At 53.0% G+C, this 16,794-nt stretch carries 15 protein-coding genes; 6 read left to right on the top strand and 9 right to left on the bottom strand.

The window, feature by feature from the left end; translation table 11 throughout:
- Nucleotides 1–77: 77 nt before the first annotated feature.
- The 3 genes from ptsP to RIC05_RS03860 all read left to right on the top strand — a co-directional run bounded on the left by ptsP (nt 78) and on the right by RIC05_RS03860 (nt 3,963).
- Nucleotides 78–1,853 carry a phosphoenolpyruvate--protein phosphotransferase gene (gene ptsP, locus RIC05_RS03870; protein ID WP_350045274.1) on the top strand — a complete coding sequence of 592 codons (1,776 nt, stop codon included), beginning with the start codon at nt 78–80 and terminating at the stop codon, nt 1,851–1,853.
- 323 nt (nt 1,854–2,176) lie between these two features.
- Nucleotides 2,177–3,472, top strand: a complete 1,296-nt coding sequence (ahcY, locus tag RIC05_RS03865) for an adenosylhomocysteinase (protein WP_350045275.1) — start codon at nt 2,177–2,179, stop codon at nt 3,470–3,472.
- A gap of 116 nt (nt 3,473–3,588) precedes the next feature.
- Nucleotides 3,589–3,963, top strand: a complete 375-nt coding sequence (locus RIC05_RS03860; RefSeq protein ID WP_350045276.1) for a 5-carboxymethyl-2-hydroxymuconate Delta-isomerase — start codon at nt 3,589–3,591, stop codon at nt 3,961–3,963.
- A gap of 20 nt (nt 3,964–3,983) precedes the next feature.
- On the opposite strand, the gene RIC05_RS03855 is transcribed toward RIC05_RS03860, so the two are convergent.
- Nucleotides 3,984–4,919 (bottom strand): DUF294 nucleotidyltransferase-like domain-containing protein, encoded by a 936-nt coding sequence (locus RIC05_RS03855; RefSeq protein ID WP_350045277.1) that lies wholly within the window; start codon nt 4,917–4,919, stop codon nt 3,984–3,986.
- Between the two features lie 161 nt (nt 4,920–5,080).
- Between RIC05_RS03855 and RIC05_RS03850 the strand changes: the two genes are divergently transcribed.
- Nucleotides 5,081–5,440 (top strand): DHCW motif cupin fold protein, encoded by a 360-nt coding sequence (locus RIC05_RS03850; RefSeq protein WP_502989535.1) that lies wholly within the window; start codon nt 5,081–5,083, stop codon nt 5,438–5,440.
- A 9-nt stretch (nt 5,441–5,449) separates the two neighbouring features.
- Here RIC05_RS03850 and RIC05_RS03845 read toward each other — a convergent pair whose 3' ends face one another.
- On the bottom strand, nt 5,450–6,706 hold the full coding sequence (locus tag RIC05_RS03845) for an HD domain-containing protein (protein ID WP_350045279.1): 1,257 nt from the start codon (nt 6,704–6,706) through the stop codon (nt 5,450–5,452).
- Nucleotides 6,703–6,891: a hypothetical protein gene (locus RIC05_RS03840; protein ID WP_350045280.1), complete on the bottom strand. Its 189-nt coding sequence runs from the start codon at nt 6,889–6,891 to the stop codon at nt 6,703–6,705. Before RIC05_RS03840 ends, RIC05_RS03845 begins: the two co-directional genes overlap by 4 nt.
- Nucleotides 6,892–6,967: 76 nt before the next feature.
- Here RIC05_RS03840 and RIC05_RS03835 point away from each other — a divergent pair, with 76 nt between their 5' ends.
- Nucleotides 6,968–9,502: a sensor histidine kinase gene (locus tag RIC05_RS03835; RefSeq protein WP_350045281.1), complete on the top strand. Its 2,535-nt coding sequence runs from the start codon at nt 6,968–6,970 to the stop codon at nt 9,500–9,502.
- Nucleotides 9,503–9,583: 81 nt separating this feature from the next.
- Here RIC05_RS03835 and RIC05_RS03830 read toward each other — a convergent pair whose 3' ends face one another.
- Both RIC05_RS03830 and RIC05_RS03825 read right to left on the bottom strand, forming a co-directional pair.
- Nucleotides 9,584–10,540, bottom strand: coding sequence for a 2-hydroxyacid dehydrogenase (locus RIC05_RS03830; RefSeq protein WP_350045282.1), 957 nt, complete (start codon nt 10,538–10,540; stop codon nt 9,584–9,586).
- Nucleotides 10,541–10,586: 46 nt separating this feature from the next.
- Entirely contained in the window at nt 10,587–11,162 is a 576-nt protein-coding gene (locus tag RIC05_RS03825; RefSeq protein WP_350045283.1) for a hypothetical protein, read from the bottom strand.
- A 214-nt stretch (nt 11,163–11,376) separates the two neighbouring features.
- On the opposite strand from RIC05_RS03825, the gene RIC05_RS03820 reads away from it, so the two are divergent.
- Nucleotides 11,377–11,994, top strand: coding sequence for a DUF2057 domain-containing protein (locus RIC05_RS03820; RefSeq protein WP_350045284.1), 618 nt, complete (start codon nt 11,377–11,379; stop codon nt 11,992–11,994).
- A gap of 53 nt (nt 11,995–12,047) precedes the next feature.
- Here RIC05_RS03820 and RIC05_RS03815 read toward each other — a convergent pair whose 3' ends face one another.
- The 4 genes from RIC05_RS03815 to RIC05_RS03800 all read right to left on the bottom strand — a co-directional run bounded on the left by RIC05_RS03815 (nt 12,048) and on the right by RIC05_RS03800 (nt 16,422).
- Nucleotides 12,048–13,535, bottom strand: a complete 1,488-nt coding sequence (locus RIC05_RS03815; RefSeq protein ID WP_350045285.1) for a DUF4139 domain-containing protein — start codon at nt 13,533–13,535, stop codon at nt 12,048–12,050.
- A 199-nt stretch (nt 13,536–13,734) separates the two neighbouring features.
- On the bottom strand, nt 13,735–14,220 hold the full coding sequence (fliW, locus tag RIC05_RS03810; protein WP_350044263.1) for a flagellar assembly protein FliW: 486 nt from the start codon (nt 14,218–14,220) through the stop codon (nt 13,735–13,737).
- Between the two features lie 104 nt (nt 14,221–14,324).
- A complete protein-coding gene (locus tag RIC05_RS03805) occupies nt 14,325–15,704 on the bottom strand; it encodes an adenylate/guanylate cyclase domain-containing protein (RefSeq protein ID WP_350045286.1) in 1,380 nt (459 codons plus the stop codon).
- Nucleotides 15,688–16,422 (bottom strand): Crp/Fnr family transcriptional regulator, encoded by a 735-nt coding sequence (locus tag RIC05_RS03800; protein WP_350044265.1) that lies wholly within the window; start codon nt 16,420–16,422, stop codon nt 15,688–15,690. Before RIC05_RS03800 ends, RIC05_RS03805 begins: the two co-directional genes overlap by 17 nt.
- Nucleotides 16,423–16,794: the final 372 nt, after the last annotated feature.

Below are 16,794 nucleotides of genomic sequence, written 5' to 3'. Positions count from 1 at the left end.
TAGCGCGCTGACTGATCGCTTTCGGGAAACAACAAGAATAGGTCCTGACCCCAGGTTTGCAAGTTCCTCCAAAAACAATGACCACATCAGATGAAGATTCCGCGGGCGTTCGCCGGGTGATAACCGGGTTGGGCGCATCGGGCGGGATTGTGATTGGTCGGGCTTTTGTGATGGACCGGCAATATATCCAGATCAGCCGCAAACCCATTGCCGAGGACGCGGTTGGTGCCGAAACCAAGCGTCTGCATGACGGTGTTGCCGAAAGTATTGACCAACTCAGACGTCTGAAATCCCAATCATCAACAGCCGACAGTGCCGCATCCGAGGAGCTTGGCTTCCTTTTGGATGCCTATATCCACATGCTGACCCAATCGCGGTTGGTGCGCGGCGCCGAAGATTTGATTGTAACGCGCAAACTCAATGCGGTGCATGCGGTAAGCGACGTGATTGACGCCATTGCCGAGCAGTTTTCCGGCATGGATGATCGTTATATTGCCGCACGTGCGACCGATATCCGCGAGGTTGGTTTGCGCCTGATGCGCTGTTTGATGGGGGAAACCGACCGGGTTGTCGATAAGGCCCCCAAGGGTGCGATCCTGATTGCCGAAGATGTCAGTCCGGCCGATATGGCCCGGTTCCAGCCGGGACAGCTAACGGCATTTGTTACCGCCCTTGGCGGGGCAGAAGGCCATACTGCGATTATGGCAAGATCGCTTGGCATTCCGGCAGTTCTGGGGGCTGCGGATATTATTCGCGGCGTTGCAGGTGGCGATCAGATCATTGTTGATGGTGGTCGCGGTGAAGTCATCCTGTCGCCGACTGACGCCGATATTGCCCATTACACCCAGCGCCGCGCAGATTGGCTGGCGGCACGCGATAAACTGGCAAGTTTGCGCGATGTGCCATCGGCCACGCGCGACGGGGTCGATATTGACCTTCATGCCAATATTGAATTGCCGATCGAGCTTTCAGCCGCCCTTGAAAACGGTGCCGGTGGTATAGGTCTTTTGCGCAGTGAATTCATGTTTATGAACAAGGATTACCTGCCCGATGAAGACGAACAATATGGTGAGCTTGCCGACATCGTAAAACGGATGGGCGGCAAACCCGTGACCATTCGTACCCTTGATATCGGCGGGGAAAAGCTTGCCGTTGCCTTGCAGGCGGATATGGGGACCGGACCAAACCCGGCCCTGGGCCTGCGTGGTGTTCGGTTGTCCTTGCGCAAACCGGAATTGCTTGAAGCCCAGTTCGGGGCGATTTTGCGGGCATCCTTACATGGGCCGGTCCGGGTTTTGATCCCGATGGTGGTTGGCGTTCACGAAATGACCCGTGCGCGGCATATCTATGAGGCGGTGGCAAAACGGTTGCGCAAAGAAGGCCATGCCATTCCCGAAACATTGCCCCCCCTTGGCGCGATGATCGAAATTCCGGCGGCAGCCATTGCGATAGATACCCTTGCGCGGGAATGTGATTTCTTTGCGATCGGGACCAATGATCTGACCCAATACACATTGGCGATTGACCGGACAGATGATCAGGTGGCGGGGCTTTATGATCCGTTGCATCCCGCTGTTTTGCGGTTGATCCGCGATGTTATCCGGGTGGCGGGCGAGCGTGGCATACCCGTCAGTGTTTGCGGCGAGATGGCCGGTGATCCGCGCTATGTGCCGCTATTCATCGGATTTGGCCTGCGCAATTTGTCGATGTCGCCGGTTAATCTGTTGTTGGTCAAGCAACGGCTGCGCCGACTTGATACCCGTAATTCCGAACATCAGGCCAACCGGGTGATGGAGCAATGGGATTCCGCACGGATCGCCATGATGCTTGACGATTTCAACGACCTTGCCTGACGGGTCTTGCCGCAAGCGGCAATCATCCCGACATAAAGCATGCTGAATTTAATGGACAGCCTTTGTCCCGAATTTTTCTCTGACCTTCGTTGCGGGTGATATCCGCGTGGAAACCTTTGGGAATTCAAAGCTATCAGGCTTTGGAGCGTGATTTGAAATGCCCGCTTGGCAAAATTGCGCAAGAAAAGACTTGAAATCCATATAAAGAAATCTTTATATGTGTCCCATCGCGGTCAGACGCATGACCGCAACAGAATTTATCGGCGTATCGGCAAGGCAGATGTCTTTGGCGGATGCGCCATTCCTGTTTGATTGGAGACGACATGTCGAACTTTACCGATTGCAAGGTCGCTGACATCTCGCTGGCCGCTTGGGGCCGCAAGGAAATCGCGATTGCCGAAACCGAAATGCCGGGCCTGATGGCGCTGCGCGAAGAATACGGCGCAGCCCAGCCGCTTGCTGGTGCGCGTATCGTTGGTTGCCTGCATATGACCATTCAGACCGCAGTTCTGATTGAAACATTGACGGCACTTGGTGCGGAAGTTCGTTGGTCTTCATGCAACATCTTCTCGACTCAGGATCAGGCTGCTGCGGCGATGGCTGCTGCTGAAATTCCTGTTTTCGCTTGGAAAGGCGAGACCGAGGAAGAATTCTGGTGGTGCATCGAGCAGACCATTACCGGCCCGAACGGCTGGAAGCCGAACCTTATTCTTGATGATGGCGGCGACGTTACCCAGCTGATCCACGAAAAATACCCGGAACTTCTTGAAGACATCAAAGGTCTGTCGGAAGAAACCACGACCGGTGTGCATCGCCTGTATGAAATGGCGAAAAAAGGCACCCTTAAGGTTCCGGCGATCAACGTCAATGACTCGGTCACCAAGTCGAAATTCGACAACCTGTATGGTTGCCGTGAATCACTGGTTGACGGCATCAAACGCGCAACCGACGTAATGGTTGCCGGTAAAATCGGTGTTGTTGCCGGTTTTGGTGATGTTGGCAAAGGTTCGGCTGCATCGCTTCGCAGTCAGGGTGCCCGCGTTCTGGTAACCGAAATCGATCCGATCTGCGCATTGCAGGCCGCGATGGAAGGTTACGAAGTCACCACCATGGAAGACGCAGCACCGGTTGGCGATATCTTTGTAACCACCACGGGCAACATCGACATCATCACGCTTGACCATATGCGTGCGATGAAAGACCGCGCCATTGTGTGCAACATCGGTCACTTTGATTCCGAAATTCAGATCGGTTCGCTTAAGAACTTCAAATGGGACAATGTTAAGCCGCAGGTCGACGAAGTCGAATTCCCGGATGGCAAACGTCTGATCGTTCTGGCCGAAGGTCGTCTGGTGAACCTTGGTTGCGCAACCGGTCACCCGAGCTTTGTGATGTCAGCTTCCTTCACCAACCAGGTGCTGGCACAGATCGAACTTTGGAAAAACTTCGCCAACTACAAAAACGAAGTTTATGTCCTGCCGAAACACCTTGATGAAAAAGTTGCAGCCCTGCACCTTGACCGTCTTGGTGTGAAACTGACCAAGCTGTCGAAAGAACAGGCTGATTACATCAGCGTCCCGCAGGCTGGTCCGTTCAAACCGGATCATTATCGCTACTAATCGACAATCATCGATTTTCATCAAAGCCGGCCCGATTAAACGGGCCGGCTTTTTTGTGTTCAGAGATTGGCAATTGCTGGTAAAACGGATCGCCATCCCCAACCGGACCAAAACAAATGCCCCAAATTGAAATCGAATATTCCGCCAAACTTCCGATCCGTGATGAATTGTCCAAGCTTGCAGTCGATCTGCATTATGTCATCGCCCGGCAGGCCGATGCCGAACTGGCATCGTTCAAAACCCGCATTTCGCCGTTGGAAAATGTTGTGATTGCCGATGGGGATGACAAAAATGCCATGGTGCATCTTGATATTCGATTGTTATCGGGCCGCGGTGATGCGGTGAAATTTGCGACAGGCGAGGCTGCCCTTGCGGTGCTACGCGATCGGTTGGAATGGCTTGTCGGGGACTATGCTGTGCAGTTCACGGTCGAGGTTCATGACCTTGATCGGGCCAATTACCATAAGCATGTGACGGATGCTTCTTCGTAACTGCGACGGATGGACGTTCGTTACATCAAAAGGGCTTCGTGGATCGGATGATCCGGGCCGTAACGGTCATTCAGCAGTTTGATCAATTCGCGTGAGAAACCTTTGCCCGCATCCAGAAGAGATCGTAATTCGGCATCGTTGCGATCATGGGGACCGACACCTTCAAGCCGTTTGCGCACATCCGGATCGGATAATTCACGCAAGAAACGATCATAAAGTTCCAGTGCAGGCAGGCTTTTTTCACCAAACACAGTTTGTAATCGTGTTATGGGAGGCAGCTGTAAAAGTTCCGATAATTGTTCGCGTTTACCAGCATAATCGTGGCCCGCGGTTTCTGCAGCCGCGATAATGCCGCCAAAATAAAGCATCTTCCGCGAAAACACGAGTTTCAGACGGCGCGGTGCCCAAGCCTTGCTGGCGTCGCCTTCGCGGGTTTTGATTTCAAAATCGACACTAATGGTGCGGTAATAGCGGATCACGTCATTGACCAGGAACCGTGCGATTGATTCACGGGTGACGGATGTTGTGACGTAATTGGCAATCAGATCGTCAAAGAATTTGCGTTTACCCGCCTCGTTATAAAGCCATTCACATTCAAGCAAGAACAGCAACCGGCGGGTTGTGATGGAATTGGTATCGCCATCAAGCCCGATGCGGTTCACCAGTTCTTCGGCGGTGACATAGGATGAAAACGGGCCGTTTTCGGCAGGTTTCTTTGTCACCATCTTGCCAAGGATTTCGGCGACTTGTTGGTGTGGTGCCTGCCTGCGTTCGGCTTCGCGCCCGATGATGAAGTAATCAAGATCGGACTGATCGGATGCTTCGTGACGGCCATAAGACCCGGTGACCACCACACAAAACGTATCGCCGCTCAGGCGTTTACCCAATGCATCACGCATCTCGGCCAGACGGGCGGCCGAGTATTGCTGATTGATGGCGATGGTTTTCGGTAACAAGATGGATCAGTCCTTTGGCGCGACTCGTTGATCATCAAGTATCTGCCTATAGGGTAAAGATTAATACCGCGTTTATCTGATATGGGTGATCGCCAATGCGAAGCAATTGACCAGCGTTTGAGCGGGGCATAGTTTGGTCTGGTTATCCGGCCCCGGATTACATGCCCCACATTTCATCGAAAGCAATCTTTATGGATATTGCCAATTTACCGTTCGGGACGACGGACTGGTCCGCAATTGAGCCAACCGAACATCGTGGCGAAACCGGGATGGCCACCTGGCGGACACAACAGTTTGGTCCGATCCGGGTCCGGATGGTGACATATTCACCGGGTTATCTTGCCGATCACTGGTGCAGTAAGGGCCATATCCTGTTTTGCCTTGAAGGCGAATTGGAGACCGAGCTTGAGGATGGCCGGACGTATGCGCTGCGCTCAGGGATGAGTTATCAAGTGGCAGACAATGCCGAAGCCCATCGTTCATCGACGAAAGCCGGGGCGACGCTGTTTGTCGTGGATTAAGGATCAGCCCTAGTCAAACAGACTTGCCGCAGCCGCCTGTTGGGCCGGGTCGGTCAGGCTGCCGACACGGCGCAGGAACGAATTTTTTTCTTCGTAATAGCGTTTTGACAGGTCGGCAAAACAGCGGACTTCGACATCTTTGTTGATGTGAAACTCGCGTCTGGGCACCTTGGCTTCGTTCAGATCAAGGGTGCTGGCCGATGCGCTGATATGGGTGTCGACGGCATCGGCAACGCCGTCCAGCTCAATGCGGTTTTTGAGGCTGTGGAGGAATTTCTTGAAGGCCGGATGGCTGTTCAAGAACGCCTTTTCGGTTAGCAGGAAATCATCGGCGGCAAAGTCCGGGGCATTTTTGACAACGAATTCGCGGCACAGATGGTCGGTGGCAAAGCACATCGGACCAAAGATGAAATTGCGATAGATGTCTTCTTTCAACTGCCAGAACTTATCGAGCCGTTTGAGCGAGTCGGCATCAAGCTTTACCGCAGCTTCAAGCAACAGACGCGGGTGACAATGAACATGGTTGGGATGGACATATGTCTTGGTGCGGCTGATGCCCTCTAGCGTGTCGATATTGACCGGGCCGGAAAACAGGCTGGCATGCGGATGGGTCGATTTTTTTGACAGAAGTGCAATCACTTCATCAGGGTCAACATCATGTTTGACCAAAAGATGATTAACCGACAGATCAAGCTGGACTTCGCCGGTGATGATCTGATTGGTCAGTTGATGGTGATTGCGGTTAAACCGTCGGGCAAATTCCGGTTCCAGCGTATGGGAAAAAGGCCCGTGACCGATATCGTGCAAAAGGGCTGCAGCACCAAGCAAATCGCAATCGGCATCCGATAACCCCATCAGGCGGCAATAGCGCTGTGAAAGCAAGGCAACGCCGATGGTGTGATCATAACGCGAATGACGGATATTGGCGGGCTTGCCATTGGGATGGAACAGATAGTCGATCGCGCCAAGGAACGATATTTCACGCAGGCGTTCAAACGCATGCGAGGCAATCAGCTTTTTATGCAGCGGACGGTCAAAGGCGGATGCGATCTGGGCGCGTTTGAAATGGTAGTTATATTGCGGGACATCGCGAAACAGCAGTTCCCATTCGGCGATATCAGCGGCATTGAAATTGGTATCAAACAGATCGCCGATTTCAGGTGATTCGTTCTGGGCGGCCTTGAGCGCGGCAGACTCCTTTTGCGGCGCGGCGGGCTTGGTCGCTGCGCGGGGGGCAAAAAGATCTAGCTGCGGTTTGGGGCTCATCTTCGGACAGGTACGCTGTATCGGTTGTTAATGACAGAACCGCAGGCATAGCCCGATTCAAGGGCTGTGTCATCGCGGTTTTTCCACAGGCGTGCCCCGTGAAACGCGGCTTTAGACAAGGCTGTTGCCGAGATGATGCGAAACGGTGGTAAAAGCGCACCGTTTTCACCATAATAATAGCTCATAAACACAAACGGTTAACAACACGTGACACGGCGCACATCCGAGCAAGCTTCAAAGCAGGGTAAGGGAAAGAAACAGGTGGGGGCATTTTTGTCCAAATTGCCCAAAATTCGGCTGTCCGCGTTCCTCCAGGGCAGCGTTGCGACCTGTGCCACGTTGATTCTTGGTACCAGCTTGCATGCACAGGAAAAGTTTCGCGTTAATCAGGCGCCCGAGGCAACCGGACCTGATGGCATTGGTGCGACCATTTTTGGAAGTCTGGCCGGGTTAAGTGATCGTGATTGGCTGGTTGTTGGATTGGCCGCGATTGGTGGCGCGGCGATTGCGGGGTGGGTTGGATGGCGATTGTCGTTGCGGATGAAGCGCCATCTTGAGGAAGTCGAAGATCACGAACATGAACTGGCCGGTGAAACCGAACTTTTCACCCATCTTTTGTTTGCCGGTCCTGATCCGGTTTATTATTGGAGCCAGAAGGGCTTTGCCGAGGGGGCGAGCCCGTCTTTGCGGCGCGCCTTTCAATTGGGCAATGATGGACGTTTTCCTGATCTTCTTGATCTTTTGCGCGATGACGATGCCAAGGCGCTTCAAGACCGCGTGCGCAACCTTAAATCCGGCCATGACCGGTTTGAATTGTGGATTACCACCCTTGATGAACGCAAATTCCATGTGACCGGCATGGTGGCGCGCAAGGATCGTTCCGCAGCGGTTCTCGCCCATGCATTATGGTTCCGCGATGAAACCCGCCATACCCGAGAACGCGAAAGCCAGTTTGGTGATTTTCAGGCTTTAAAGCATGAAGTGTCCGGGCTTCGGGCGTTACTTGATAGTCTGCCTTTCCCGGTATGGCGCCGTGATGGTGAATTGCGCCTGATTGATTGTAATGCGGCCTATGCCGATGCGGTGGAACAGGACAGCATCGAAGATGCCCTTGCCAGCCAATCGGAAATCGGGGCGGGGATAATCCCCGATCAGGGTCGGTCCCTGGCGGCATCCGTGCAGCGCAACGGGGAACGGTTGACGCGCGATTATCATGTGGTCATTCGTGGTGATCGCAAGTTAATGCGCATTACCGAGATGCCATCGCGTCAGATTGACGGGGCCGACGGGCTGTTCGGGTTTGCCATTGATTGCACACCGGTCGAAGAATTGCAGTCCGATCTGTCGCGCCATATTCGCGCCCATGCCGAGGTTCTTGAAAACCTTGGCACGGCGATTGCGATTTATGGTGGGGATAAGGGGCTTATTTTCTTTAACACCGCCTTCACCAAGCTTTGGGATCTTGATGACGAATGGCTGTGGACCGAACCGGCACATGATGATGTGTTGCGGCGGTTGCGCGATGAACGCAAATTGCCCGAGGTCACCGATTTTGCCCAATTCCGCAATACAGAAAATCAGCGTTTTACCGATCTTCTGAAATCTGAAGAAGATTTGATGCATCTGCCCAATGGCATGACATTGCGGCGCTTTATCTCGCCGCATCCGTTTGGCGGGTTGATGTTTGTTTATGAAGACGTCACCGACAAGCTTGTGCTTGAAAGTTCCTATAACACCCTGATTGCCGTGCAGCGTGAGACGCTTGAAAGCCTGCATGAGGCGGTTGGCGTGATCAGTGGCGATGGGCGTTTGCGGCTTTATAATCATGGGTTTGCCGATCTGTGGGGGCTTGATGCGGCCTTCCTTGATGCCGCACCGCATTTGGCGGAAGTGGTTGAAAAATCCAAGGATTATTGGCGCGACCGGGAAGACTGGGACAAGTTCAAAAGCCGGATGGTGGCGCGTATCACCAATCATGAGCCGATGAATGGCCGGTTGGAGCGATCTGATAACACCATCATTGATTTTGCCATTGTGCCACTGCCCGATGGGGCGGTGATGATGTCTTATATTGATGTGACCGATACGATCCGGGTTGAACGCGCCCTTCGTGAACGCAATGAAGCATTGCGCACCGCCGATCAAATGAAGTCGGATTTTATTTCGACTGTGTCGCGTGAACTGACCAAGCCGCTTGATCATATCAATGGTGAGTCTGATCGATTGATCCCGCATCTGACTGGCAATGTTGCGCGCTCGGTCGAAACCATCCGGGCAGAAGCACAAAGCATGCTGGCCCTTGTTGACGATATGCGCGATCTTGCCACCCTTGGATCAGGGCAGGTCGCCCTTGAGCTTGATACGGTTGATCCACGGCGGTTGTTAAGATCGCTTGAAGCATTGACCCGTGCACGTCTGGCCGAATTGAATGTGTCGCTGCGGCTTTATTGTTCGCGCAATATTGGCTGGATGGTGGCGGACGAGCGCCGCCTGAAACAGGCCTTGTTCATTCTTGTGACCAATGTTTTGCGCACAGCACCGGAAGGCAGCGAGGTTTCTGTTGTTGCCAGAAGGCGGGGTGAGAATATCGAAATTTCCATCTCGCTTTCAGATGAAGCCCCGCAACCGATGTTGTTTGAAGGATTGCGCGATGGCGAATCCCCATCGGCACGCCGTGCCCTTGGCATGGCGATGGTGCGTGCCGTGGTCGAAATCCATGGCGGGCGGGTCAAGATCAGCCGCGATGGCCGCGAGATTACCTGCATCCTGCCTGCGGGCGAAGAAAGCGATCTGTAAGAAGCATCCCGAGACGTCTGAACACGAAAAAGGCGCCAATTGCGGCGCCTTTTGTTTTGATTGGCTATGTAAGACGCGTTTTTAGACGGTAAAGGGCACGTCTTTGCCCGCGACAAAGGCATCAATGTTATCAAGAGCGCGAAAACCCATGGCATTGCGGGATTCAACTGTTGCCGAGCCGAGATGCGGCAACAAGAACGTGTTGGTAAGGTCCCGGTAATCCGGTTCGATATTGGGTTCACCGGCAAAAACATCGAGGCCCGCTGCGGTCAGGCGACCTGATTTAAGGGCGGCAATCAGATCGGTGTCATTGACCACATCGCCGCGTGCGGTGTTTACAATGATCGCGCCTTTGGGCAGCTTGGAAATGAAGTCGCTATTGACCATGCCGCGCGTTTCCGGGGTTGATGGGCAATGAAGCGACAGGAAATCACAGTGGGGCAGTAGGCCGTCGATGCTGTCATGGTAGGTCGCCCCAAGTTCCTGATCGGCGGGCAACTGACGGCGGTTGTAGTAATGGATATCCATATCAAACCCGCGCGCGCGTTTGGCAACCGCCTGACCAATCCGGCCCATGCCGATAATGCCCAGTTTTTTGCCGGTAACCTGTGTGCCCATCAGATGGGTGGGCCGCCAGCTTGACCATGTGGCGTTGCGGACTTCGGCCTCGCCTTCGCTGGCGCGGCGTGCGGCACCTAGGATCAAAAGCCATGCGATATCGGCCGTCGCATCTGTTAAAACACCCGGCGTGTTACCAATGATAACGCCCTTTTTCCTGGCCGCAGCCAGATCAATATGATCTGTCCCGACCGAGAAGGTGGCAACTATTTTGACACTGTCGGGCAATTCTTCAAAGAAGGTCGCATCAATCGGATCACCAACCGAGACAAGGGCGGCATCCGCGCCATGGCACAGGGTCAGGATTTCATTGCGCGACAGCGGATCGTCACCTTCCTGGGTTTTGATATCATAGCTTTGGGCAGCGCGTTTCGCGACGGCATCTGGTAGTCGGCGGGTCACGACAAGGACAGGTTTCATGATGTGTTTCTCCCTGATAAGGATGCGTTTTTTATGGTTTCTAGGCTTAGAAAAGCTGGCCGATTGCGAGACGGATACCAATTGATGTGATCACCATGGATAGCAGGAAATCGGCCATGACAATGGCACTTGCCGTTGGCAGCGGTACAGAAAGGGTCAGCCGCGCAATATAGACGCCGTAAACCAGCATCGCGATGACGGCGACCATAACAAATCCGCCCGCCCCAAGGGATGGAAACAGAACCCCGAATGTGAGGGCAACCAGATAGACAGCCATTTGCAGAACGCTTGACCAGTTATAGACCGTGATAAAATTGATATAGCGTTCGGCGCGGCCCAGCATGGGCAGGATGTGAAGCATCACAAGGGGAAAGGCGACCCATTTGATGACATACGCAATCACCTCGACCGTCATATAGCGCCCGACCGGGAAGTCTTGCGGTGCCTCGCCCAGATCATGCCAGCGCAAGAAGGCGAAGGCCGGAAAAACGATCACGGCGGCAAAGAAGGATCGCCAGAATCCGTTGATCGAAAATTCAAAAAATCCAAGCCCGTTTGCATCGCCACGGGCAATACGCCAGGTGCCGTAAAGGGCGCGCAGGGTTTCGGTTTGTATGCTCATGCGGGGCTGATGTCCGGGCTGTGGGGCAAATACGATTGGGGTTTGACCCATTTTAAACATTCTATTGGGTCCCGAACCTAGCAGGCTGGTCGGTGCCGGGAAACAGCTTATCCTTGATTGTCCATCCTTCACAAGACACCCGCAAGGAACGTCTTTCTGTGCATGGCTGAAACAGTCATGTGCGGTCATGGTGTAAAAGAGGTGCAGGATCAGGATGGGTGACAAATCGGACGAATATGCGTTGCGTTTGTCCTATCTTGAACAGACAGATGCCGATTCTTTGGCGGTGGCGCGGCTGTATCTGGAAATGGCCAGCAATCAGCATTACAGCGAACGCGACTATGCGCTGAGCCTGTTTGACAAGGCCGATGCGCTGTTTGCCCTTCATCTGCCAACGGCACGCGATGCGGCGGTGGCGGGATTGGCACTTAGCCTGAACAATCGGGCAGCCCTTGAGATTGAAGCACAAGAATGGGATTGGGCGATTGATGCAGCCAGTCAGGCGGTGTCATTGCGCCAGGACAGGTTGCGTAACTGTGTCGGGCGCAAGGATGATACCGAACGGCTTGATCTTGGATATTCTCTTGCGGCCTTGGTCCTGGCCACCCGGGGAGCCGGGAAATATGACCTTGCCTGTGCGGCGGCCAGCGATGGGATCAAAGTGCTGGGCAAGTTTGCCGGGATGGGCAATCAGGAAGCATTTGTTTTGCTGACCAAGCTGATTTGTATTTATGCCGATCTTTGTAGCGAAACCGATCAGTTGCCAGATGCGAGTTTGTTGCTGCCTTTGGCCAAGGCGTTTTACAGCACGCGTTCAAACGGGAAATCGTAAAACGGCTATAAAACAGTGTGCTTTATAGCCGTTTTAAACAATGGGCATGTGGTTTAGCGGGTGCTGTCGACGGACCAGGTCAGGGTCACTTCGCTCTTGGCGGGAACGTCGATTTCCCATGTGATCAGGCCAGGTTGCGGGCGTTCATGTTTATGACTTTCCGACGTTACCGACCAATCACTTGGTACATTTTCTCGGATGGTGATGGTTTCCGCGCGTGAACTGGTGTTTTCAACCGTCCATTTCAAATCGGCACTGACGTCATCGGGAAGGTTTGGCCGGGCTTTGCGCGAGAAAGACGTCACTTCGCGGATGCCAGACATCTCGCTGGCTTTGCCGAGGCGTAATGTTGCATCCCGTCCGACCGGGGTCAGAGAAAGATTGTCTTCGGCAAGGAAGCCGGTGTTACCATCTGGTGTTTGGGCAAAAATGCGAACGATGCCATCGGGCCAGGGGCTTTTGCTATCTTTGCCACCGTCATTGGTGATTTTGATTTCCAGATCCGGGCGAACAAAATCAGGTTCGCCACTTGCATTCATGCCATAGGGATTGCTGAGCCCGTTAAAGATCAAATGGCGGGTAACAGGCAATGTTTGCGCATCAATCAATGGCAGAATGACCGTATCGCCATCCTTCATGCTCAGGCCGTCAAACGGGCCATAGACATGCAGGTTTTCGAAATTTGCCCGATCTGGTCCGCTGGCGGCCGACCCTGCAGAATCGGCCATTGCCGACATCATCATTTCAGTGCGCGCAGCCTTGACCATGGGGGCGTTCTGCACGCGGTTTTGGTCCCCTGCGATCAGACGCAATTGTGCGCCGTCATATGCACTGCCGGAATGATTGGTGATCCGCGCAATGGCGGAAAGATTCAATTTATTTTCAACGCTGTCGTAAGCGGCAAGATAAGATGTGCTCCAATCAATTCCGCCGAACAAATATGCCATGGAGATATGATCAAGCGGGGTGCCGGTTGCGATGTCCGCATCAATGAAGGGCATCGCGCTGAAACCTTCGGGAAGGTCGGAAATAATGATCTGATCGACCGGTACCTGTTCAATCCCGGCACCGGTTTGAACCAAGGCAAAGTGGGTCAAGGCGATAAGTGTACCTTCAATCAGGTCATTATCATCGCGCCGGATGGTAACCGTTTTACCAATCTGGTCTTGCAGCAAAGCTTCCAGTGCGTTGTAGCCATTGGCCCGGTTGCGCAAGGATGACCATACGAGATCGCTTTCCCTGGCCGTGCCAATCAGAAGCGAATCGTCAATCAGGGTACTTGGCAGTCCGGCAATGCGAAGCGTGCTTTGGCCGTCTGGAATGGCAATATTGCGTTGCTCGGCGATCATGGCGAGATTGCCGGGATAGACGGTTAATTGCAGCTTGCTGCGGGCATCCGCCGAGAGCGGGATGACAGGATTGGCATTGTTGCGGTCTTCAACCGAACTTTGCGCAACGGCAGTTTCAATATCCGGTCCAAAAAATACCGCTGTTCCCAACAGTGCTGCCAGTGCAAAACGGTTTCGCAATGCTGCAGTCATGCCCGATCCCTTATTTGGTTTTCAAAATACGCTGATGCTACTCTCACGCGAAAAAGTGGCAGGATCAAGGACGTAGCAGGACGATTTCAAGGGAGGAAGGATTGCGCGGCAAATCGCGCATAAATGCAGCAAACCTGGACCGGAAGGGATCCACATTTTTTGCTTTGCCAGTCTCGCGGCGAATAGCTGAAGAGTGACCCTAGCTTACGACGTGATGGTAGGAATAGCCACCAGCTTCGGGCAGATGATGCTGATAGGCCGACTGACGGGCGGTATCGATAATGATCGGCGCACGTAGATTGACCGACATAATGACATCGCCATCATCTGGTTTATGCAATGTGACAATCAACAGAACCGCGCCATCATTCTTTCCGATACCATGAATGTTAAAGGCTTGTTCAAGATGTTCCGGATTGATCGTATCGCTTTCAAGATTGTAGGGGGCAACGATAAAGGCCAGTTCCGGCTCGGTCAGGCATTGCATCAGGATGAAGGCGCTTTGATCTTCGCTGGGGAAGCTGGCAAGGGCAAAGACATTGTGATCAGGAAAGCCTTTAAGCCCTGCGGGGAAATAGATCGCCTTGTCCCAGGCAAATTCACGTTCGCCAAACAAGGTAGATAACTTTACGGCGGTCGGGACGGTACCCGCGGCCGGTGGGTTTGAGTCTGACGTCGTTACCATCGCTTCCTCCTGTTAGCTCTCATGTTAGAGCGTAGTAGCAATTATGGAAAGCATTTTGGATTGGTATGCCCAAATTTCAAGGGTTTGTCAGACTGGTTCGGGTTTTATAACCGGTTTTGTGTCTCTTTATGGAACAGGACCGCAACCGGCTCGCTAAACCCTTTGACTTGAATGGTTTGCGTTTGCGCATATCGTGCCAACAATATCGCCGCACCTACCGGCGTTTCGAGATGCATTTTCTGGGCAAATTGTCCGCTCATGACGGTATCGCTATCAAGTTCGCGGGTGGCTTGTTCAAGGCGGGCTGCCAGATTGACACTTGCGCCAATGACCGCAGATGTCACCGCCTCGCGTTGGCCGATGTCACCGACAACGGCGGGGCCAAAATTCAACCCAACCCCGATTTGAAGCGGCCTATCCCCATCGGCCGGATCACGTTCCTGCCATTCGGCGACATGGGCAATGATTGCCTGTGCTGCGCAAAAGGCATTTGCCGCAGGTCGGTCAAGATCGTCAAAGGCAGCAAAACTGGCCATGACCGCATCACCGATATATTTCTCGACAATCCCGCCATAAGCACCGATTTGCGATGTTGCAATTTGGTGGAAATGATTGAGAAAGCGCATGACTTCCTGAGGATCACGTTTTTCGGCAAAACGCGAAAAGCCGATGATATCAGCAAATAAAATGACGCATTCGCGCCGTTCGCCAACCCGGATCGGTTCATCACGATCGGCAAGTTGATCGGCAAGGACGGTGGGGAAATAGCGTGCCAGATTGCCATGCGCACGTTCGGCGGCGGCAAATTGATTGATCAGAACACGTAGTCGCGACACCATCACGGCACAGGCAAGTGTGAAGACAATGACGATGACGACCTGTTCGGCCAATGCCGAGATATCGACAAATTCGGGCAGGTTATAGGTATCGATCGATTCTTGCTGGGTCGGGTTCCACTCATCACCAAAATGTTGCGAGACAATCACACCCGGTCGGGTCATCAGCCACCAGATTGCCCCGCACCATGCAGTAAACAGCCAAAAGCCAAACCACAAGATCAGGCGCGGTGAAAACGTCATGATCACAAGGGCCATCATGATCATGGAAAACACAACGCCGCGGTCACGCACGACAAAACCATAAAGCCATGCCGGATGATCGATCAGGGGATTAAGCGGATCAGGAACGACGGAGACATAGACAATCAATCCGGCATCAATCACAGCAAGGAGATAGATCATCCAGTAGGATTTTTTACCGCGCATCGCGACAAACAGCTGGATGAAAACACCGGGAATGAACCAGCCAAGGACTTCCAAAAGCGTATAAAGCTTGCCCGTCGGGGAATCCGGTTTGCTAAACAGCAACAGGATGAAGGCCAACATGCATATGCGTAAAAACGCAACGACGATCAGCCCACGCTTTTCTTCGCGCGCGACAAGGCGGTCAAATAATGAATCCGAAGGTTCAGTTTTTGATGGCATCAGCAAGAAGTTGTTTGAGCCCGTCGCTATTTTTGATGACCAGACGACCGTCACGACGCGTGATCATGTCCTGTTTTTCAAGTTCACGCAGTTTCTTGTTTACCGCTTCGCGGGTCACGCCAAGCATCAAGCCAAGTTCCTGCTGTGACAGGGGAAGTGCGATACGAATGCCTTCGGGATCCGGTCCACCATGACGTTCGGCAAGCCATAGAATGCGTTTGATCAAACGTGCAGTCAGATCAAGGAAGTTGGCATCTTCCAAAAGATCACTGACCCAACGCAGGCGACGGCACAAAAGGGCGGTGATGTGACGGCGCAGCGGTGCTTCGCGGTCAAAGATTTCAAAGAAATCATCGCGTGAAATAAACAGGGTCCGGGTCGGACCAACGGCACGCGCGGTTGCGGTGCGCGGTTCGCCATCAAGCAGGGCAATTTCGCCAAACACAGCACCCGGTGCCAGAACATTCAGCACGATTTCCTTGCCGGTTTCAGAAACGGACGAAATGCGGATTTTGCCCGCCTCTACCGCATAGAGCCCGTCGGCAGCCGCACCTTTTTCAAACAGCAATTGACCATCTTCAAACCGACGCACGGTTGCCTGATTTGATAGCTGTTCAAGCAGTTCGGGATCGAGATCCTCAAACAGGAAGCTGCCTGCTAAAATGCGCGACGCGATTTTTGCGAGCTGTGGGGATGTTGGGCCGTTGACACTGTTCACGGGATTCACTTTGGAAATAGCGTTATTTCAAGGGTCGAATCGATAAATTTCACAGTTAAAGTAGCACAAATAACCAGATTTACAGCAAGCTGTTTTCGCATCCTCGGTTATCGCGGCTAGATGCAACCGATCTGGTACTTATTATGGGATTCTCGCATTCTACACGGCGTTCTAGGGATCGCATCTGATGGGACGCGTACCAATGTTCATTTTGTGAATTGATCGAACTTTACGACCTGTTTTGGGTTTTTGAGGCGCAAAAACAGATGGTGCGCATTTTGGTTGGTGGTCAAATGGCGCATAAACTGCTGATTTCCCCAAAAATATAGAATGTTTGACAAAATCTCCTATGTTTTTTAAATTATCCTAATT

It is taken from the genome of Thalassospira sp., from assembly GCF_040218635.1.
Taxonomy (GTDB): Bacteria; Pseudomonadota; Alphaproteobacteria; order Rhodospirillales; family Thalassospiraceae; genus Thalassospira.
The sequence above is the reverse complement of the archived record's forward strand: the minus strand, read 5'-3'. Positions and strand labels throughout refer to the sequence as shown.